Source organism: Micromonospora sp. CCTCC AA 2012012, from assembly GCF_040499845.1.
GTDB classification, from domain to species: Bacteria; Actinomycetota; Actinomycetes; order Mycobacteriales; family Micromonosporaceae; genus Micromonospora; species Micromonospora mangrovi.
This window is the reverse complement of record NZ_CP159342.1, coordinates 3,747,980-3,768,107: the sequence shown is the minus strand read 5'-3', so window position 1 is coordinate 3,768,107 and position 20,128 is coordinate 3,747,980. Positions and strand designations below refer to the sequence as shown.

Annotated in this window: 14 protein-coding genes; 10 read left to right on the top strand and 4 right to left on the bottom strand. The window is 73.9% G+C overall.

What is annotated here, in order from left to right; all coding sequences use genetic code 11:
- Window positions 1–9: 9 nt before the first annotated feature.
- The 4 genes from ABUL08_RS16385 to ABUL08_RS16370 all read left to right on the top strand — a co-directional run bounded on the left by ABUL08_RS16385 (window position 10) and on the right by ABUL08_RS16370 (window position 7,120).
- Window positions 10–735, top strand: a complete 726-nt coding sequence (locus tag ABUL08_RS16385; protein WP_350930785.1) for an ATP-binding cassette domain-containing protein — start codon at window positions 10–12, stop codon at window positions 733–735.
- Entirely contained in the window at window positions 732–2,882 is a 2,151-nt protein-coding gene (locus ABUL08_RS16380; protein ID WP_350930784.1) for a YhgE/Pip domain-containing protein, read from the top strand. Before ABUL08_RS16385 ends, ABUL08_RS16380 begins: the two co-directional genes overlap by 4 nt.
- Before the next feature lie 65 nt (window positions 2,883–2,947).
- Entirely contained in the window at window positions 2,948–3,541 is a 594-nt protein-coding gene (locus tag ABUL08_RS16375) for a TetR/AcrR family transcriptional regulator (protein WP_350930783.1), read from the top strand.
- Between the two features lie 84 nt (window positions 3,542–3,625).
- Window positions 3,626–7,120, top strand: coding sequence for an ABC transporter ATP-binding protein (locus tag ABUL08_RS16370; RefSeq protein ID WP_350930782.1), 3,495 nt, complete (start codon window positions 3,626–3,628; stop codon window positions 7,118–7,120).
- Window positions 7,121–7,162: 42 nt separating this feature from the next.
- Here the strand turns inward: ABUL08_RS16370 and ABUL08_RS16365 are convergent, their stop codons facing one another.
- From ABUL08_RS16365 to ABUL08_RS16350, 4 genes are all read right to left on the bottom strand, one after another.
- Complete coding sequence (locus tag ABUL08_RS16365) at window positions 7,163–8,230, bottom strand: NADH:flavin oxidoreductase/NADH oxidase (RefSeq protein WP_350930781.1); 1,068 nt, start codon at window positions 8,228–8,230, stop codon at window positions 7,163–7,165.
- Between the two features lie 92 nt (window positions 8,231–8,322).
- A complete protein-coding gene (locus ABUL08_RS16360; protein WP_350938666.1) occupies window positions 8,323–9,621 on the bottom strand; it encodes a dicarboxylate/amino acid:cation symporter in 1,299 nt (432 codons plus the stop codon).
- 207 nt (window positions 9,622–9,828) lie between these two features.
- Window positions 9,829–10,467: a DUF998 domain-containing protein gene (locus ABUL08_RS16355; protein ID WP_350930780.1), complete on the bottom strand. Its 639-nt coding sequence runs from the start codon at window positions 10,465–10,467 to the stop codon at window positions 9,829–9,831.
- Window positions 10,460–11,425, bottom strand: a complete 966-nt coding sequence (locus ABUL08_RS16350) for a glutathione S-transferase family protein (protein WP_350930778.1) — start codon at window positions 11,423–11,425, stop codon at window positions 10,460–10,462. The genes ABUL08_RS16355 and ABUL08_RS16350 overlap by 8 nt, the downstream gene beginning before the upstream one ends.
- A gap of 109 nt (window positions 11,426–11,534) precedes the next feature.
- Between ABUL08_RS16350 and pcaF the strand changes: the two genes are divergently transcribed.
- From pcaF to ABUL08_RS16320, 6 genes are all read left to right on the top strand, one after another.
- Entirely contained in the window at window positions 11,535–12,740 is a 1,206-nt protein-coding gene (pcaF, locus tag ABUL08_RS16345; protein WP_350930777.1) for a 3-oxoadipyl-CoA thiolase, read from the top strand.
- A gap of 209 nt (window positions 12,741–12,949) precedes the next feature.
- The gene (locus tag ABUL08_RS16340; protein WP_350938664.1) at window positions 12,950–13,765 is read left to right on the top strand and encodes an SAM-dependent methyltransferase; all 816 of its coding nucleotides are present in this window, start codon (window positions 12,950–12,952) and stop codon (window positions 13,763–13,765) included.
- A gap of 5 nt (window positions 13,766–13,770) precedes the next feature.
- Window positions 13,771–15,939 (top strand): putative bifunctional diguanylate cyclase/phosphodiesterase, encoded by a 2,169-nt coding sequence (locus tag ABUL08_RS16335; protein ID WP_350930776.1) that lies wholly within the window; start codon window positions 13,771–13,773, stop codon window positions 15,937–15,939.
- The gene (locus ABUL08_RS16330; protein WP_350930775.1) at window positions 15,936–16,436 is read left to right on the top strand and encodes a DUF456 domain-containing protein; all 501 of its coding nucleotides are present in this window, start codon (window positions 15,936–15,938) and stop codon (window positions 16,434–16,436) included. The genes ABUL08_RS16335 and ABUL08_RS16330 overlap by 4 nt, the downstream gene beginning before the upstream one ends.
- A gap of 321 nt (window positions 16,437–16,757) precedes the next feature.
- Window positions 16,758–18,362 (top strand): amino acid permease, encoded by a 1,605-nt coding sequence (locus tag ABUL08_RS16325; RefSeq protein WP_350930774.1) that lies wholly within the window; start codon window positions 16,758–16,760, stop codon window positions 18,360–18,362.
- A gap of 338 nt (window positions 18,363–18,700) precedes the next feature.
- The gene (locus tag ABUL08_RS16320) at window positions 18,701–20,065 is read left to right on the top strand and encodes a glutamine synthetase family protein (RefSeq protein WP_350930773.1); all 1,365 of its coding nucleotides are present in this window, start codon (window positions 18,701–18,703) and stop codon (window positions 20,063–20,065) included.
- The last annotated feature ends 63 nt before the right edge of the window (window positions 20,066–20,128 follow it).

The window sequence follows — 20,128 nt, the reverse complement described above, 5'->3', positions numbered from 1 at the left end:
GATGAGACGTTGAAGATCGTTGAGGCCACCGGGTTGGGTCTGCGGACCCGGCGCGGCTGGGTGTACCGCGACGTCGACCTGACGGCCGAGGCCGGTGAGCTGCACGCCGTGACCGGGCCGCCCGGCAGCGGGCGTACCTCGCTGCTGCTGGCGCTGGCCGGGCGCTTCCCGCACACCGACGGCGAACTGCGCCGCCGGGGACCGGCCGCACTGGGCCAGGTCGCCGGCGTACACGAACCCGACCCGACGCTGACCGTCGCCGAGCACCTCCAGGAGCGGCTGCTGCTGCTCGGGCCGGTGCCGCGCCGCCGCCGGCAACTCGTCCCGGTCGCCGCCGTCCGCGCCCGCCGGGCCTACCGCCGCGACGCCTTCGCCGCCGCGATCGCCGGCGCCGGCTTCACCGACGTCCCGCTCGACCCCGACGTGTACGGCCGGGACCTCACCCCCGTCCAGCGGCAGGTGCTCGGCCTCGTGCTGGCCAGCCTCAGCGGCCCCAGCCTGATCGTCGCCGACGACGTGGACGCCGGCTCCGACGCCCCCGAACGGCAGTGGATCTGGGACGCGCTGGCCCGCCTCGCCGACCAGGGCTACGCCGTCGTCGCCAGCGCCCGCGCCGTCGAGGCCGGCAGCACGGCGATCGTGCACCGCATCGGCGACCCGACCCTCCCCACCCCCGCCCTCGTCGCGCCCCGCGCCGCCGACGAGCGGGAGAAGACCTCCGAGGTGACCGCATGAGTGTCCTCCGCCTGGCGCTGTTCGAGCTGCGCCGGATGACCCGGGGGCGGCTGCCGCGCGCCGCGCTCGCCGTCCTGACCGTCATCCCGCTGCTCTACGGCGCCCTCTACCTCTACGCCTTCTGGGACCCGTACGGGAACCTGGACCGCATCCCCGTCGCGCTGGTCAACGCCGACCGGCCGGCCACGGCCAGCGACGGCACCGAGGTGCACGCCGGCAAGGACCTCGCCGACGAACTGATCGACCGGAAGGTCTTCGGCTGGACCGAGACCGACGCCGACGACGCCACCGCCGGGCTGCGCAGCGGCCGCTACCACCTCGTCTTCTCCATCCCGGCGGACTTCTCCGCCAGCCTCGCCGCCAGCCCCGAACCGGACCAGCCGGCCCGGCAGGGCGAGCTGAAGGTGGTCAACGACGACGCCACCAACTACCTCTCCGGGCTGCTCGCCCGCTCCGCGTTCAGCGAGATCCGGGCCGCCGCGGCGGAGGGCACCGCCGCGTCGTACTTCGACAAGATGCTGATCGGCTTCACCGACGCCAAGGCCGAGACCGGTCGTGCCGCCGACGGCGCCGGGAAGATCGCCAACGGGCTGGACTCGGCCGGGAACGGCGCCGGGAAGATCGCCGACGGGCTCGACTCCGCCGAGAACGGCGCCGGGCAGCTCGCCGCCGGCCTGGACAAGTCGGCGCGCGGGGCGGACAAACTGGCCTCCGGGCTCGACCAGCTCTACACCGGCGCCGCGCAGATCGCCGACGGCACCAACCGCGCGGCCACCGAGACCCGCGCCGCCGCCGCCAAGGTGGACGCCGCCGCCGACCGGTACGAGCCGCTGCTGCGCAAGAACGCCACCGACATCCAGAAGGCGGCCACCGCGGTCGCCGAGGGCGCGCAGGCGCTCGCCGACGGCATCGACGCGCTGCCGGCCAAGGCGGACGAGGTGGTGACCCAGGCGGAGAAGGTCCGCGACCGGCTCGACGCGCTGGCGAAGGCGCACCCCGAACTCGCCGACGACCCCGACTTCGTGGCCGCCCGGCAGGCCGCCGACAAGGCCGTCAGCACCGCCAGGGCGATGGTGTCCACCCTCGACAAGACCGACCTGGCCACGCTCAAGAAGAAGATGACCGAGGTCGCCGCCACCGCCCGGGAGGTCGCCGCCGCCGCGCCGCACCTCGCCGACGACGTCGCCTCGGCGCGTACCAAGGTGGACCAGCTCGCCAGCGGCCTCACCACCCTCGCCGACGGCAGCGCCAAACTGCGCGACGGGCTCGGCGGGGCGGCGGACGGGGCCGACCAGCTGCGCGGCGGGCTCTACCGGCTCGCCACCGGCGCCCGCCAGCTCGACGGCGGACTGGCCCAGCTCGGCACCGGCAGCGACCGGCTGGTCAGCGGCCTGACCAAGCTGGAGGGTGGGGCCGGTGAGCTGGCCGACGGGCTCGCCACCGGGGCCGACAAGCTGCCCGGCTACCACGACGCGGACAGCCGCTCCGACATCCTCGGCGACCCCGTCGGCCTGATCCGCAACTCGCAGCACCCCGCCGGCTCGTACGGGGTGGGCTTCGCCCCGTACTTCCTGGCCCTGGCGCTCTGGGTCGGCGCGATGATCACGTACATGCTGCTGCGGCCGGTCAACCGGCGGCACGTGATGTCCGGCGCGCCCGGCTGGCGGGTCGCGCTCGCCGGCTGGCTGCCCGCCGCGGGCATCGGGGTGGCCCAGGTCGCGGTGCTCTTCACCGTCGTCACCCTGGCCCTCGGCCTGGACCCGGCGCACCCGGTGGCGACGTTCGGGCTGCTCACGCTGACCTCACTCGCCTTCACCGCCATCATGCAGCTGCTCGGCGTGGCGCTCGGCCCGGCCGGCCGGCTCGCCGCGCTGGCCCTGCTGATGCTCCAGCTCACCTCCTCCGGCGGCACCTACCCGGTGCAGACCTCGCCCGGCCTCTTCCAGGCCGTCCACCCCTGGCTGCCGATGACGTACGTGGTCGCGGGCCTGCGGCACACGATCAACGGCGGTCCGGCCGGCCCGGTGGTCACCGGTGCGCTGGTGCTCGCCGCGTTCGGGATCGGCGCGCTGGTGCTGACCGTCGGCGCGACGCGACGCTCCCGCCGGCTCACCCCGGCCAAGCTGCACCCCGAACTGACCATGTGAGGATGCTGATGGACCGGGCGGCGGCGACGCCGCACGCCGGTACGGGTGGTCGACGGGGAGGGCGAGTGACGGACGGACGGTCGCGGCGGCGGGAGGACACCCGCCAACGCCTCTTCGTGGCCGCGGTGGAACTCATCGCCGAGCAGGGCTTCTCGGCCACCACAGTGGACGACATCGCGGCCCGGGCCGGGGTGGCGAAGGGCACCGTCTACTACAACTTCGAGTCCAAGACGGTGCTCTTCGAGGAGCTGCTGCGGCACGGCATCGGCCTGCTCACCGCCGACTTCCGGGCCGCGGTCGACGGGCTGCCGCCGCGCGAGGCGCTCGCCGCCCTGGTCCGCGCCGAACTGGAGTACATCCGCCGCTACCGGGCCTTCGCGCAGCTGCTGCTGTCCGAGATGTGGCGGACCAACCGGGAGTGGCAGCAGACCCTGCGGCTGCTGCGCGGCGAGGCCATCGAGGTGATCGCGGAGACCGTCCGGGCCGGCGTGGCCAGCGGCGACCTCCCCGCCGACCTGGACGTGCCGACGGCCAGCTCGGCGCTGTTCGGCGTCGGCCTGGTGGTGGCGGTGGACTGGCTGGTGTTCCAGCCGGACCGGCCCATCGACGACGTGCAGGAGGCGCTGCTCGGCATCGTCCGCCGGGTCGCCCAGACCTGACCGGGTCCGCGTAAATTGTGTTGAGTCACCCCGGGGGCAGCGGGCAGGCTGGGAGTTCGCCATCGAGCTACCGGGGGATGTCCGATGCGCCTGCTCCGTGACCTGTGGGCTGCCGCCCCCCGTCGCCTGACCGTGGTGAGCCTGCTGATCCTGCTCGGCGCCGGTGGCCAGGCCGCCGCCTCGGCGTTGGCCGGCCCGGTGCTGGTGCACCGCTCGGCCGGCTGGTTCGCCGTCCTGGTGGTGGCGCTCGTCGCGGCCGTCCTGGCCGACCTGGCCGTCGGACTGCTGATGGCCCGGCTCACCGCCGACTGGTCCGCCGACGTGCGCCGCCGGCTCTGCCGGGTCGCGCTCGGGCAGGACCTGCCCACCCTGGAGACCACCCCGGTCGGCGAGCTGCTCGACCGGATCGACAACGACGTCTACCAGGTCGCCGCCGAGCTGCGGAACACCGGGATGCGGCTGGCCTGGGGGCTCGCCGTGTGCCTGCTCGCCACCGTCAGCGCGCTGGTCGTCTGGTGGCCGGCCGGCGTCGGGATGATCGTGCTGACCGGCCTGCTCGCCGTGGTGCTGCGCGGCCCCACCGCGCGGATCGCCCCGGCCCGGGTCGTCGAGGAGGAGGCCTGGTCGGACCTCGCCGCCGTGATGGAGGAGGCCGTCCACGGCCAGGACGACGTCCGGACCAGCCTGGCCCGGCCGTACGTGCTGCGCCTCTACGCCCGGCGGGCCGCCGAGGTGATCGCCCGGGGCGGACGGGTGTTCCGGCTCTCCGCCCGGGTCACCGCCCTCGCCGCCGGGGCGGTCCGGGTCGGCATCGCCCTGGTCGTCCTCGCCGGTGCCTGGGCGCTGGCCACCGGGCGGGTCGACGGGGCCCGCCTCACCGCCATCTGGCTGCTCGCCCTCGCCTTCGGCGCGACCGTGGAACACATCGCCCGCTGGGTGCCGCACCTGCAGCAGGCGCTCGGCGCCTGGGCCCGGGTGCAGCTGCTCGCCGACTCCCGGCAGGAACCGGCCGGTGGCGTCGAACCGGTCGACGGCGACCTGACCGTCCGGGGGCTGACCTTCCGCTATCCGTCCGGCGGGGACGAGCGGGAGCCGGCGCTGCGCGACATCCGGCTCACCTTCGCCCGTGGGAAGTCGTACGCGCTGGTCGGCCGGACCGGGTCGGGCAAGTCGACGCTGGCCAAGGTGCTCACCCGGGCCGTGGACGTGCCACCCGGCACCGTCTTCCTGGGCGACACCGACCTGACCGAGCTGGACGTCGAGGCGTTGCGCCGGTGGATCGCGGTGGTGCCGCAGCGTACCGAGATCCTCGCCGGGACCCTCGCCGAGAACGTCGCGCTCTTCGACCCCGACCTGCTCGACGACGCGGCCCGGGCGTTGACCGAGCTGGGGCTGGCCGGCTGGATCGCCGAACTGCCCGACGGGGTGCACACCCGCCTCGGCGAGGGTGGGCAGGCGCTCTCCGCCGGCCAGGAGCAACTGGTCGCGTTCGCCCGGATCCTGGTCCGCGACCCGCGCGTGGTGATCCTCGACGAGGCCACCGCCCGGCTCGACCCGGTCACCGAGACCCGGGTCCGCCAGGCCACCGAACGGCTGCTCACCGACCGGATCGGCATCGTCATCGCGCACCGGCTCTCCTCGGTGCGGCGCTGCGACGAGGTGGTCATGATGGCCGACGGGGCGGTGCTGGAGGCCGGGCCGCTACGCGAGTCGGCGCGCTTCGCCGAGCTGCTGGCGACCAGCCGCGCCAACGCGTACGCGGCGACCGGAGCGGGGCGGGGCGGGGTGGACCTGCTGGACGCGCCGGAGTGGGTCGACGAGGAGCCGTCGGCCGCGCCGGTCGAGGCCGCCCGGCCGGCCACCGTGGTCGTACCCAAGGGTGACCCGCCGCCGGTGCCGCCGGCGCCGCCCGCGCGGACGCTGCGGGAGATCCTGCGGCTGGGCACCAACGACCCACGGTACGGCCTGGTCTCGGTCTGCCTGTTCATGGTCATGACGCTGCTCGGCCTGGACGGCTCGGTGCTGCCGTGGCTCTGGGCCGACGTGGTCGGCGGCGGCGACCCGTGGCTGCCGGCGCTCGGCATCGTCGCCGCGCTGCTGGTCGTCCTGCCGGTGCCCTACCTGACCAACCTCTGGTTCCCGCAGTGGTGGATCCGGCAGATGCTGCGGATCAGCCTGCGCCTGGTGCACGGGCAGACCGGGGCGCGCCGGGTCAGCGGGCACACCCCGGCGGAGGTGGTCGCCCAGGGCGGCGACACCGACCGGGTGGTGCAGCTCGCCGACAACCTGATGGACCAGTTCCTCTCGGTGGCCATCCTGATCACCATGACCGCGGTGACCGGCAGCGTGGTGCCGGCGCTGTTCTTCCTCGGCACGATGCTGGTCTCCGGGTTGGCGGCCACCCTCTTCGGGCCGACGTTGGAACGCACCGCCGCCGGCACCGTGAAGGCGCGGGCCGCCTTCGCCACCGCGCTGGTCTCCTCGCTGTCGGCCGCCCGTACGGTGAAGCTCGCCGGTGCCACCCGCCCGGTGCTGGACCACCTCGCCACCCTGGACACCGTGCGCAGCGACCGGCAGCGCCGGGAGATCTCCATGCAGGTGTGGGCGCGGTCCACCCCGTCGGTGGTCAGCGGACTGCTGCCGATCGGGGCGTGGGCGCTCTACCTGGCCGGTGGGCTCAGCGCGGGGGCCACCCTGGTGGCGGTCTCCACCCTCGGCGCGGCCCGCTGGTTCGCCTGGACCACCGCGGCGCTGGTGTCGCAGTACCCGTCGGCGCGGGTCTGGACCCGGCGGACGGTGGCGATGACCGGGATCGGCGACTACTCGGCGGCGGTGCCCGGGGTGGACCTGGCCGCCGGGACCGCCCCGGCACCTCCGGCGCCGCCCCGGCATCCGCTGCGCCGGCTCGACCTGGTCGGGTTCGGTGCCCTGCACCCGGACGGGACGCTCGCCGTCCGGGACGTCGACCTCACCGTCGAACGGGGACAGCTCGTGCTCGTGGTGGGGCCGGTCGGCGCGGGCAAGTCCTCGCTGCTGCGGGCGCTCGCCGGGATCGTGCACCACACCGGCGCGCTGCGCTGGAACGGTGAGCCGGTCACCGAGCCGGAGCTGTTCCTGCGCCCCAACCAGGTCGGCTACGTCGGTCAGCTGCCGCGAGTGCTCTCCGGCACGGTGGCGGACAACATCGCCCTCGGCCACGACGTCGACCCCGCCGACGCGGTGAGCACCGCGCAGCTGGAGCACGACCTGGCGGCGGCGGGCGGCGGGCTCGGGCTGCTGATCGGGCACAAGGGCACCCGGCTCTCCGGCGGGCAGCTGCAACGGCTGGCGCTGGCCCGGGCGCTCGCGCCGCGTACGGAGCTGCTGGTCGCCGACGACGTGTCGTCCGCGCTGGACGTCACGACCGAGTTGGCGCTCTGGGCGGCGCTGCGCGAGCACGGGGTGACGGTCGTCGGCTCGACCTCGAAGCGGGCCGCCCTGGTCCGCGCCGACCACGTGGTGGTGCTGACCGACGGGGCGGTCGCGGCGCAGGGCGGCTGGCGCGAGCTGGAGGCCGACTGGGGTCACCTGGCCGGCTGAGCGCCACCGGCGGGGCGGCCCGCCGGTGGCGCTGTCGGCGTGTCAGAAGGCGCGGACGTACTGGTCCGGCCAGCCGGGCCCGGCGCCCAGCTTGGCGGCGGCGCGGCGCGGCCAGTACGGGTCGCGGAGCAGTTCCCGGCCCAGCAGGACCAGGTCGGCCTCGCCGTCGGCGACGATCCGCTCGGCCTGCTCCGGCTCGACGATCAGGCCGACCGCGCCGGTCAGCACGCCCGCCTCGCGGCGGATCCGCGCGGCGAGCGGCACCTGGTAGCCGGGGCCGACGGGGATGGCCGCGCCGACCGAGGCGCCGCCGGAGGAGGCGTCGACCAGGTCCACCCCGGCGGCGGCCAGCTCGCCGGCGAGCACCACACTGTCCTCGACGGTCCAGCCGCCCTCGACCCAGTCGGTGGCCGAGATGCGGGTCAGCACGGGCACCGACTCGCCGACCGCGGCGCGGACCGCGTACGCCACCTCCAGCGTCAGCCGCATCCGTGCGGCCCGGTCACCGCCGTAGCCGTCGTCGCGGTGGTTGGTCAGCGGCGACAGGAACTCGTGCAGCAGATAGCCGTGCGCGGCGTGGATCTCCACGGCGGCGAAGCCGGCGTCCATCGCCCGGCCCGCGGCGGTGGCGAAGGCGGCCACCACGGCGGCGATGCCGGCCCCGTCCAGCGCGGTCGGCTCCCGGTGGTCCGGCAGGAACGGCTCCCCGCCCGGCCCGACCGGGGTCCAGCCGCCGTCGGCGTCCGGCACGCCACCCCGGTGCGGGGCCCACGGCCGGTAGGTGGACGCCTTGAAGCCGGCGTGGGCGAGCTGCACGGCCGGCACCGCGCCCTGCGCGGCGACGAACGCGGTGACCGGGCGCCAGGCGTCGACGTGCGCGTCGGACCAGAGGCCGACGTCCTGCGGGCTGATCCGCCCCTCGGGCAGCACCGCGGTGGCCTCGGTGAGGACCAGGCCGGCACCGCCCACGGCCCGCGAGCCGAGGTGTACGCGGTGCCAGTCGGTGGGCAGGCCGTCCGGCCCGGCGCTGTACTGGCACATCGGGGCGAGCGCCACCCGGTTGGGCAGGGTGACGCCCCGCAGGGTGAGCGGGGTGAAGAGGGAACTCATGGGGTGATCCTCCGTCGGCGGACGACGAGGAGGGCCCTCGGGGGAGGGCCCTCCTCGGTTCAGCGGTGGGTGGGGCCGGTCGGCGCCGTGCCTCAGGCGGGGACCGGGGTCAGCTCGTCCTGCCGGGCCGGCCGGTCGGCCTCGTCGGGCTCGACCAGCTCACGCCGGCCGGCAGACTCGTACGCGGTCCGGTCGAGGGTGCCCTCGCGGGCGGCCACGATGGTCGGCACGACCGCCTGACCGGCCACGTTGGTGGCGGTCCTGATCATGTCCAGGATCGGGTCGATGGCCAGCAGCAGACCGGCGCCGGCCAGCGGCAGCCCCAGCGTGCTGAGGGTCAGGGTCAGCATCACGATCGCGCCGGTCAGACCGGCGGTCGCCGCCGAGCCGACCACCGACACGAAGGCGATCAGCAGGTAGTCGGTGACGCTCAGGTTCACCCCGAACACCTGCGCCACGAAGATCGCGGCCAGCGCCGGGTAGATGGCGGCGCAGCCGTCCATCTTGGTGGTGGCACCGAAGGGCACCGCGAAGGAGGCGTACTCGCGGGGGACGCCGAGCCGCTCGACGGAGCGCTGGGTCACCGGCATGGTGCCCACCGAGGAGCGGGAGACGAACGCCAGCTCGATCGCCGGCCAGGCACCGGCGTAGAAGCGCAGCGGGTTGAGCCGGCCGGCGGCCAGCAGCAGCACCGGGTAGACCACGACGAGCACGATCGCGCAGCCGACGTAGACGGCGGTGGTGAACTTGGCCAGCGGGGCGAGCAGGTCCCAGCCGTACGAGGCGACGGCGTGGCCGATCAGGCCGAGGGTGCCGATCGGGGCGAGCCGGATCACCCACCAGAGCGCCTTCTGCACGATGGTCAGCACGGAGCGGTTGAACTCGACGAACGGCTCGGCGGCCTTGCCGACCAGCAGCGCGGCGGCACCGACGACCAGGGCGAGGAAGACGATCTGCAGCACGTTGCCCTCGACGAAGGCGCCGACCGGGTTGGTGGGCACGATGCCGGTGAGGAAGTCGGTCCAGGAGCCGGTCTTCTTCGGCGCGGCGGCGCCGGCGACGTCCAGGGAGACGCCCCGGCCCGGGTCGACCAGCAGGCCGAGGCCGATGCCGATGGTCACCGCGATCAGGGCGGTGATGCCGAACCAGAGCAGCGTCTTGAGCGCCAGCCGGGCCGCGTTGGCCACGCCGCGCAGGCTGACCACGCTGACCACGATGGCGGTGAAGACCAGCGGCGGGACGGCCAGCTTGAGCAGCTGGATGAAGAGGCCGCCGACGGTGTCGAGGGTGCTGGCCAGCCAGCTCAGGTCGTTGGCGCGGGCGAGGAAGCCGAGCGCCACGCCGAGGACGAGGCCGAGCAGGATCTGCACGGAAAAGGGAATCTTGCGCAGGGCGGAAGCCATGAGGATGCGTCCAAGGTCTGTCGGGAGGGTCGGTCGGGGCAGCGTCAGGAGCGGGGCTGCGCCGGACAGACGCCGCTGGCCTGCAGTCGGAGGTCGACATACAGGCGAACGGTGAGGTGCCAGACGTTGGTCATCGCCTGCCGACGCTACTCCCGGCCGGCTCCCAGCCGGAAGGAGTGAACCCGGTGACGATCCTTACAGCCCGACCGGGGAAGAATTCCCCCGCGCCATGCCCAGGGTGCCGGCGGTGGCCAGGCCCCAGCCGGCCGCGACCGCCAGCAGCAGGCGTTCCAGCACGCCCACCAGGGCACCCCGGCCGACCAGCAGCATCGCCAGCCCGACGGCGGCGGCGAGCGGCAGGGCCAGCGCCGCGCCGAGCGCCGCGACCCGGCGCAGCGCCCGGCCCGCCGCCGGTGCGGCGACCAGCGCCAGCATGCCGAAGACCACCGTCGCGGTCGCCGCGATGCTCGCGCCGCCGTGCACCAGGTCGGCCACCGTGGTCGCCTCGAAGGGCGGCAGCGGGCAGCCCGCGCTGCACGTCACCGTCCCGGAGAGCACCGTGGCGACCCCGCCGGTGGCGAGCAGCGCCGCCGCCGTCCGCAGCGCCGGGGGCAGTGCCGCGGCGAGCAGCAGCAACGCCGCCGCCAGGGCGAACACCCCGATCCGGTACGCCCCGGCGTAGCCGCTGTCGGTGACCCCGGCCTCGCTGACGTACCCGGTCAGGCCCGGGCCCGGACCGGCGACCACGGCGACCGTCACGGCGACCGCCCCGGCCGTGATGCAGCCGGCGGCGGCCGACGCGGCGGCGGCCCGGACGACGGCGACGTCAGCCACGCCCGTGCGGCGTGGTCCAGCCCGAGGTGTCCGGGCCCAGCGGCACGATCCGGGTCGGGTTGATCGCCTCGTGGGTGCCGTAGTAGTGCCGCTTGATGTGGTCGAAGTCCACCGTCTCACCGAAGCCGGGCGTCTGGAACAGGTCCCGGGCGTACGCCCACAGCACCGGCATCTCGGTCAGCTTCTGCCGGTTGCACTTGAAGTGGCCGTGATAGGCCACGTCGAAGCGGACCAGCGTGGTGAAGAGCCGCACGTCCGCCTCGGTGATCGCGTCGCCCATCAGGTAGCGGCGGCCGGCCAGCCGTTCCGACAGCGCGTCCAGCCGCGCGAAGAGCGCCGTGTACGCCTCGTCGTACGCCTGCTGGGAGGTGGCGAAGCCGCAGCGGTAGACGCCGTTGTTGACGTCCCGGTGGATCTCCGCCATCAGCGCGTCCAGCTCCGGACGCAGCTCGACCGGATAGAGGTCCGGCGCGTCCGGGGCGTGGAACCGCCGCCACTCGGTGGAGAAATCCAGGGTGAGCTGCGGATAGTCGTTGGTGACCACCCGCCCCGTCACCGTGTCCACCAGCGCCGGCACGGTCACCCGGCCGGTGTAGTCCCGGTCGGTCGCCAGATAGGCCTCGGAGAGGAAGCCGATCCCGAGCACCGGGTCGAAGCCGTCCGGGTCGAGGGCGAACCGCCAGCCCCGCTCGTCGCGGATCGGGTCGACGGTGCCGAGCGAGATCACCTCGTCCAGGCCGAGCAGGCTCCGGACGATCCGGGCCCGGTGCGCCCACGGGCAGGCCCGGCACCAGATCAGCCGGTACCGGCCGGCCTCCAGCGGCCAGCGGCCCTGCTCGTCGGGGCCGCCGCCCGCCGGGGAGGTGGAGTGCGGGGTGACCCGACCGGTGAACCGATTGGGTTGGCGGACGAACTGGCCGCCGCCGGCGGTCTCTGCGTCGAACTGGGCCCGGGCCATGCCGTCAACCTATCCGCTCCGGGCGCGGATATCCTGGCGCCGGGCGTCCCCGTGACCCGGCGGGCGACCCGCCGCCAGCCCCTTCCCACCCCCGAAGGACGTGCGCTCGATGACCGTGGCCTACCTCGTTTCCGGAGTCCGCACCCCGATCGGCCGGTACGCCGGCGCCCTCGCCGGGGTCCGCCCCGACGACCTCGCCGCGCACGTGATCCGCGAGCTGGTCGCCCGCCACCCCGCCGTGGACTGGGCCCGCACCGACGACGTGATCCTGGGCTGCGCCAACCAGGCCGGCGAGGACAACCGCAACGTGGCCCGGATGGCGGCGCTGCTCGGCGGGCTGCCCGAGCAGGTGCCCGGCAGCACGGTCAACCGGCTCTGCGGCTCCGGCCTCGACGCCCTCGCCACCGCCGCCCGGTCGATCGTGGCCGGCGACGCCGACCTGGTGGTGGCCGGCGGGGTGGAGAGCATGAGCCGGGCGCCCTTCGTCATGCCGAAGGCGACCACCGCGTTCTCCCGCACCGCCGAGGTCTACGACACCACCATCGGCTGGCGGCTGGTCAACCCGCTGATGAAGCAGGGCTGGGGCATCGACTCGATGCCCGAGACGGCGGAGAACGTGGCCGCCGAGTACGGCGTCGACCGGACCGCGCAGGACGAGTTCGCGTACCGCTCCCAGCAGCGGGCCGCCAAGGCGCAGGCCGACGGCCGGTTCGCCGATGAGATCGTGCCGGTGACCGTGCCGGCCGGGCGCCGCGAGACGAAGCTGGTCGAGGTCGACGAGCACCCGCGGGAGACCACGCTCGCCAAGCTCGCCGCGCTGCCCACCCCGTTCCGCGAGGGCGGCACGGTGACCGCCGGCAACTCCTCCGGCGTCAACGACGGCGCGGTCGCCCTGCTGGTCGCCTCCGAGGCCGCGGTCTCCCGGTACGGCCTCACCCCGCTCGCCCGGGTCGGTGGCGCCGCGGCGGCCGGCGTACCGCCGCGGATCATGGGCATGGGCCCGGTGCCCGCCACCCGGAAGCTGCTGGAGCGGCGGGGTCTCGGGCTCGACGCGGTCGACGTGATCGAGCTGAACGAGGCGTTCGCCGCCCAGTCCGTGGCGGTGCTGCGGGAGCTGGGCCTGCCCGAGGACGCCGAACACGTCAACCCGAACGGCGGCGCGATCGCGCTCGGCCACCCGCTCGGCGCCAGCGGCGCCCGGCTGGCGCTGACCGCCGCGCTGGAGCTGCGTCGCCGGGGTGGCCGCCGGGCGCTGGCAACCATGTGCGTCGGCGTCGGTCAGGGGATCTCCCTGCTGCTGGAGTCCGCCGCCTGAGCGGGCTCCGCCCGGGCCGTGCCCCGTGCGTGGGCGCGGCCCGGCGGCACCGCGCCGCCCCGCCAAAGTGGATCTCCCGTACCGTGACTCACGGGCCTAGAGTGGTGAGCACCACACGATCCGCGGGTGGGCCGGTGCGTCTCCGCCTGCCCGCGGCACCCATATCACCGGTGCCCTCCCGCACCGCGGCGACGAACTGGGGCGAACCGATGCAGCAGGACGGACTTCCCGCCGAGATCGACCTGAGCCGGCCCAGCGCCGCCCGGGTCTACGACTACTTCCTCGGTGGCGCGCACAACTTCGAGATCGACCGGCAGCTCGCCGAGCAGATCGCCAGCATGACCCCGAACCTGGCCGCCACCATGCGCTCCGGCCGCGAGTTCCTCCGCCGGGCCGTCCGGGCCCTGCTCGACGCCGGCATCGACCAGTTCCTCGACATCGGCTCCGGCATCCCCACCGTGGGCAACGTGCACGAGGTCGCCCAGGCGGCGAACCCCAAGGCCCGCATCGTGTACGTCGACATCGACCCGGTCGCCGTGGCGCACAGCCGGGAACTGCTCGCCGGCAACGACCTGACCACGGTGCTCCACGCCGACCTGCGCGAGCCGGACCGGATCCTCGCCGAGGCCCGCGAGAGCGGTCTGATCGACTTCGCCCGCCCGATGGGCATCCTGCTCGCCGGGGTGGTCCACTTCATCCCCGACGCCGACCGCCCCGGGGACATCCTGGCCACCCTGCGCGCGGCGGCCGCCCCCGGCAGCTTCCTGGTCATCTCGCACTCCACCTTCGAGGACCAGCCGCAGGAGATGCTCGACGCGCAGCGGCTGTCGGCGCGTACGGACACCGAGATCACGCTCCGCTCGCGGGCCGAAATCAGCGCCTTCTTCGGCGACTGGACGATCCTCGAACCGGGTGTGGTGCACATGCCGCTGTGGCGGCCCGACTCCCCGTCCGACGTGGACGAGCACCCCGAGCGGTTCGGGGCCTTCGGCGGCGTCGGCCGGTACGACCAGCCGGCCGGCTGAGCCCGATGCACGCCGTCCCACCGCCCGGCGGGGACGACTTCAGCCGGCCGGGCGCCCAGGCGTACGCGGCCGAGTGGGCGCGGGCGGTCCGCCGGCTCGGGTTCGTGCCGCTCAGCGCGGTGGAGACCGAGCGGCTGCTGCTCGTGCACACCGGGCGGCTGGCCGAGGCGGTGTGCGCCGAGACGTTCTCCGCCGAGCCGGCGGAGGACGTCGGGCGGGCGCTGGTGGAGTCGCACCTCACCGAGCCCGGCGTACTCGACTGGTCGGTGCGGGCGTTGGGTGACCGCTTCCTGCCCTGGGTGCTGCCGGCGCTCGCCGGATCGGCGGCGGCGGCCGAGCGGATCACGGCCGTGCAGGGCGGCCTCGCCGCCGGGTACGCGCGGGCCCTGCGCGACCGCACCTTCAGCCAGCAGGAGCGGATCGCCCGCTCGGCCTGGCAGGCGCGGGACGCCGTGGAGCGGGCGCTGCGGGACAGCGAGGCACGGTTCCGGGCGGTCTTCACCGGGGCGGCGATCGGGATCGGCATCGCCGGCGTCGACGGCCGGATCATCGACGTCAACCAGTCCTTCGCGGACATGCTCGGCTACACCGTGGAGGAGCTGCGCGAGACCAACGTGGCGTCGCTCTTCCACGCCGACGACGCGGCCGGGATGTGGGAGCTGTACCAGGAGCTGATCGAGGGCAAGCACGACAGCGTCCGGGTGGAGAAGCGCTACCACCGCAAGGACGGCAGCATCGTCTGGACCGACCTCGCCGTCTCGCTGATCCGGCACGACGACGGCCGACCCCGCTTCACCGTCGCCATGATCGAGGACATCACCGAGCGGTACGAGCTCCAGCAGCGGCTGCGTTTCCAGGCGCTGCACGACCCGCTGACCGGCCTGCCCAACCGGACGCTCTTCTTCGAGACGCTGGGGAAGGTCCTCGACGGCGCCGGCCCGGAGCAGCGGATCGGGGTCTGCTTCCTCGACCTGGACGGGTTCAAGGCGATCAACGACAGCCTCGGCCACGACCTCGGCGACCGGCTGCTCATCGTGATCGCCCACCGGCTCGCCGACTGCGTCGCCGGGCGCGGGAACCTGGTCGCCCGGATGGGCGGCGACGAGTTCGTCATCCTGGTCGACTCCGGCGACGGCATCGACGACGCGGTGGCGGTGGCCGAGGCCGCCCTGGCCGCGGTCTCCGCCCCGGTGCACGTCGGTGACCAGCAGCTCGCCGTCTCGGCCAGCATCGGCATCGTCGAGTGCCCGGCCGCCGAGACCAGCGCGTCCGAGCTGATGAAGGCCGCCGACACGACCCTCTACTGGGCCAAGGCCGAGGGCCGGGGCCGCTGGGCGGTGTACGACCCCGAGCGCAGCGCCGCCGACATCGCCCGCTCGGCACTCGCCGCGAACCTGCCGGCCGCCCTGGACCGGGGCGAGTTCGTGCTGCACTACCAGCCGATCGTGTCCCTGCTGGACGGCGCCATGCTGGCCGTGGAGGCGCTGGTCCGCTGGCAGCACCCCGAGCTGGGGCTGATCGGGCCGGACCGGTTCATCGGCCTGGCGGAGGAGACCGGTCTGATCGTCCGGCTCGGCGCGTGGGTGCTCAACCAGGCCTGCCGCGACGCGGAGAGCTGGCGGCGGGCGTACCCGGAGGCGAAGCTGGTGGTCAGCGTCAACCTGGCCGCCCGGCAGGCCGACGACCCGGCGATCGTGGAGACCGTGGCCACCGCGCTGTCCCGCACCGGACTCCCGGCCGAGCTGCTCCAGCTGGAGCTGACCGAGAGCGCCGTGATGGGCACGGCGGGGGAGCCGCTGCGGTCGCTGCACCGGCTGGCCGAGCTGGGCGTACGACTGGCCATCGACGACTTCGGCACCGGGTACTCCAACCTGGCGTACCTGCGCCGGTTGCCGATCCACTGCCTGAAGCTGGCCGGCCCCTTCGTCGAGGGGATCCGGGCCGACGGCGCGGACGTCGCCGCCGACCACCGGGACGAGCGGATCGTCGACGCGCTGGTCCGGTTGGCGCACGCGCTGGAACTCTGGGTCACCGCCGAGGCGGTCGAGACGGCGGTGCAGGCGGAGCGGCTGCGCTCGCTGCGCTGCGACACCGGGCAGGGCCGCTGGTTCGGCGCCCCGGTCCCCGCCGACCAGATCCGGGAGCGGCTGGCCGGGGGAAGGGAGGCGGCGTGAGTCTGAGCGACACACAGGCGGTGGTCTCGGTGGTGGCGGCGCTGGCGATCCTCGCCGGGCTGGCCGGGGTGGTGGTGCCGGGGCTGCCGGCGCTGCCGCTGTGCTGGGGCGGGGTGCTGGTCTGGGCGCTCTTCGGCGACGCCGGGCCGGGACGCTGGGCGGTGCTCGCCGCCGCCACGGTGGTCGCGGCGGGCGGCACGGTGGTCAAGTACCTCTGGCCGGGGCGGAACCTGAAACGGACCGGGGTGCCGACGTCGTCGCTGCTGGCGGGGGGACTGCTGGGGCTGGTCGGGTTCTTCGTCATCCCGGTGGTCGGGCTGGTGATCGGCTTCGTGGCCGGGGTGTTCGGCGCCGAGCGGCTGCGGCTGGGCAGCACCCAGCTCGCCTGGCCGGCCACTGTGCAGGCGTTGAAGGCGGCGGGCCTGTCGATGCTGGTCGAGTTCCTGGCCGGCGTGGTGATCGCCGCCCTCTGGGTCGCCGGCCTGCTCTTCGCCTGATCGAGGTCCGGCAAAGGCCGTCGCACCGGGTCGGTGGGTGCGGCGGCGCGGGGCGTCCCGGAGGGTACGGCGGATCGCCGTACGAGTGAGAGAGAGGTGGACGCCCCGCGCCGTCGCGGCCGGGCGTTGCCGAGCGCCCGGGTTCGGCCCGTCGCGATCGGGCCTGGTCACGGGCTCAAGGATGCCGCCGCGCGGGTCGGTGCGGCAAGGCAATTAGGCCGCCCGGCCACCGGTTCCCGGCTGCCGAGGTATTGACCGGCCTTGATCACGGGACGACACTTTGCGCACTCGTACCGGGGAACCACCTCGAGGAGGTGTGCAGTGGCCACGACGCCCGCGCCGACCGCCGAGCAACCGATGGACGACGACGCCCGACGGCTCGCCGAACTCGGCTACAAACAGGAGTTGCGCCGCAAGTGGAGCGGCTTCTCCAACTTCGCCATCTCGTTCTCGATCATCTCGATCCTGGCCGGCTGCTTCACCACCTTCGGCCAGGCGTGGAACAACGGCGGGCCGGTCGCCATCTCCTGGGGCTGGCCGCTGATCTCGCTCTTCATCCTGATCATCGGCTTCTGCATGGCCGAGCTGGTGTCCGCGTACCCGACGGCGGGCGGGATCTACTGGTGGGCGGCGACGATGGGGCGGCCGGTGCACGGCTGGTTCACCGGCTGGCTGAACCTGATCGGGCTGGTGGCGGTCACCGCGTCGGTCGACTACGGCTGCGCCACCTTCCTCAACCTGACGCTCTCCGCGCTCTTCGACTCCTGGGCCGGGACGCTGCACCAGACGTTCGGGCTCTTCGTGGTGATCCTCGTGCTGCACGGGCTGATCAACATCTTCGGGCACCACATCATCGACGTACTCCAGAACGTCTCGGTCTGGTGGCACGTGGCCGGTGCGGCGGTGGTGGTGGCCATCCTGGCGTTCGTGCCGGACGACCACCAGAGCTTCCGGTTCGTCTTCACCGAGCGGTTCAACAACTCCGGCTTCGGCGGCGGTGACAGCGGCAGGCTGACCTTCTGGTTCTACGTGCTGCCGCTGGGCTTCCTGCTGACCCAGTACACGATCACCGGCTTCGACGCCTGCGCGCACGTGTCGGAGGAGACCCGAGGCGCCTCGCAGGCCGCCGCGAAGGGGCTCTGGCAGTCGATCTTCTATTCGGCGGTGGGTGGTTGGATCCTGCTGCTCGCCTTCCTCTTCGCCGCCACCGACGTCGACGCGATCAACAAGGCCGGCGGCTTCTCCGGGGCGATCTTCGAGAGCGCGCTCAGCCCGTTCTTCTTCAAGACCGTCATCATCATCTCCACCATCGGGCAGTTCTTCTGCGGGATGAGCTGCGTGACCTCGATGTCCCGGATGGCGTACGCGTTCAGCCGGGACCGCGCGGTGCCCGGCTGGCGGCTCTGGTCCCGGGTCGACCGCAACGGCACCCCGGTCAACGCGATCATCGGAGCGACCTTCGCCGGCCTGGTGCTCACCCTGCCCGCCCTCTATCAGTCCGCCGGCATCCCGGTCGCCTTCTACGCGGTGGTCTCCGTCGCGGTGATCGGGCTCTACCTGTCGTTCCTCATCCCGATCTTCCTGCGGCTGCGGCTGGGGAACCGGTTCGTCCCCGGCCCGTGGACGCTCGGCCCGAAGTACAAGCTGCTCGGCTGGATCGCGGTGGTCGAGATCGCGATCATCTCGGTCTACTTCGTGCTGCCGATCGTCCCCGCCGGGGTGCCCGGCAACGACGGGTTCACCTGGTCGGCGGTGAACTACGCGCCGCTCGCCGTCGGTGGGGTGCTGCTGCTGGTCGCGCTCTGGTGGTACGCCTCGGCCCGGAAGTGGTTCACCGGCCCCCGCCGTACCGTCGACCTGCCCGCGCCCCGTCCCGCCGCCGACGGCACCGCGCCCGCCGAGCCGTCGGCGGACAGGCATCGCTAGGGGCCAGGTCCCGTTCCCGGCCGGCGTGGCCCGGTGGGCCGCCCCGGCCGGGCCGCTGGGCCGACCGCCACCGCAGATACGGCCGGGAGCGATATGCCTCAGCGTCATGAATATGCCTCTCAGGCATATCGCCGAGCAGCACACCTCGCGGCAGGGAGGTGACGCCGGAGACGGGGGCCGGGCAGCCGCCCGCTCCGGGTCACCGGCCTCCGCGGCACCGGCTCCGCGTACCCATGGGGCGGCGGGACCGGCCGGGCGGGCGCGTTTGGTGGGGTGGTCGGCGGGGGCATTGACGGTGATCCGGTTTGCCAGTAGACCTTGGTGATGGAGGCGCGCCGATGAGGAAAGCCCCGCTCACGCTGGAACAGCTCCGAGTTGCCGTCGCCGAGGGCGAGATCGACACGGTGGTGCTGGCCCTGACCGACATGCAGGGCCGGTTGCAGGGCAAGCGGATCCACGCCCCCTTCTTCCTCGACAACGTGCTCGACGAAGGTAGCGAGGGCTGCAACTACCTGCTCGCCGTGGACGTCGACATGAACACCGTCGACGGGTACGCGATGTCGAGCTGGGAACGCGGCTACGGCGACTTCGCGATGAAGCCGGACCTGACCACGCTGCGCCGGACGCCCTGGCAGCCGGGCAGCGCGCTGGTCCTGGCCGACCTGGAGTGGCTGGACGGCAGCGGCCCGGTGGTCGCCTCGCCCCGGCAGATCCTGCGCCGGCAGCTCGACCGGCTGGCCGCCCACGGCCTCACCGCGTACGCGGGGACCGAGCTGGAGTTCGTGCTGTTCCGCGACTCGTACGAGGACGCGTGGCGGCGCGGTTACCGCGACCTCACCCCGGCGAACCTGTACAACGTGGACTACTCCCTGCTCGGCACGGCCCGGGTGGAGCCGCTGCTGCGCCGGATCCGCACCGAGATGGCCGGGGCGGGACTGACCCCGGAGAGCGCCAAGGGGGAGTGCAACCTCGGCCAGCACGAGATCGCCTTCCGCTACGACGAGGCGGTGGCCTGCGCCGACCACCACGTCATCTACAAGAACGGGGCCAAGGAGATCGCCGCCCAGGAGGGCATGTCGATCACCTTCATGGCCAAGCCGAACGCCCGCGAGGGCAACTCCTGCCACATCCACTTCTCGCTGCGCGACGCCGACGGCCGGTCGGCGATGCTGGGGGACGGGCCGGCGCACCTGAGCGTGACCGGGCAGCGGGTGCTGGCCGGGCTGCTCGACACGATGCGCGAGTTCAGCCTGCTGTTCGCCCCCAACATCAACTCCTACAAGCGCTACCAGCCGGGCTCGTTCGCGCCGACCGCGCTGCGCTGGGGCACCGACAACCGCACCTGCGCGCTGCGGCTGGTCGGGCACGGGCAGGGCATGCGGGTGGAGAACCGGGTGCCGGGCGCCGACGTGAACCCCTACCTGGCGATCGCGGCCCTGGTGGCCGGGGCGGTGCACGGCATCGAGCGGGAGCTGGAGCTGGGCGAGGAGTGCACCGGCAACGCGTACGGCGACCCGGGCGCCGAGCGGGTCCCCGCCACCCTCCGCGACGCGCTCACCGGCTGGGAGTCCTCCGAGCTGGCCCGCGACGCCTTCGGTGACGAGGTCGTCGCCCACTACGCCAACCAGGCGAAGGTCGAACTGACCGCCTTCGACGCCGCCGTGACCGACTGGGAACTCACCCGTGGCTTCGAACGCCTCTGACCCTTACCGTGGTCGCGTCTCTCGTCCGGCAACTCCATGATCGTCAGGAAAGGGGGCGGGGCG

Coding starts and splice junctions, on each gene's coding strand:
- ABUL08_RS16320 (WP_350930773.1), top strand. CDS start 18,701: ATGAGGAAAGCCCCGCTCACGCTGGAACAGCTCCGAGTTGCCGTCGCC.
- pcaF (WP_350930777.1), top strand. CDS start 11,535: ATGACCGTGGCCTACCTCGTTTCCGGAGTCCGCACCCCGATCGGCCGG.
- ABUL08_RS16365 (WP_350930781.1), bottom strand. CDS start 8,230: ATGAGTTCCCTCTTCACCCCGCTCACCCTGCGGGGCGTCACCCTGCCC.
- ABUL08_RS16350 (WP_350930778.1), bottom strand. CDS start 11,425: ATGGCCCGGGCCCAGTTCGACGCAGAGACCGCCGGCGGCGGCCAGTTC.
- ABUL08_RS16335 (WP_350930776.1), top strand. CDS start 13,771: ATGCACGCCGTCCCACCGCCCGGCGGGGACGACTTCAGCCGGCCGGGC.
- ABUL08_RS16380 (WP_350930784.1), top strand. CDS start 732: ATGAGTGTCCTCCGCCTGGCGCTGTTCGAGCTGCGCCGGATGACCCGG.
- ABUL08_RS16340 (WP_350938664.1), top strand. CDS start 12,950: ATGCAGCAGGACGGACTTCCCGCCGAGATCGACCTGAGCCGGCCCAGC.
- ABUL08_RS16370 (WP_350930782.1), top strand. CDS start 3,626: ATGCGCCTGCTCCGTGACCTGTGGGCTGCCGCCCCCCGTCGCCTGACC.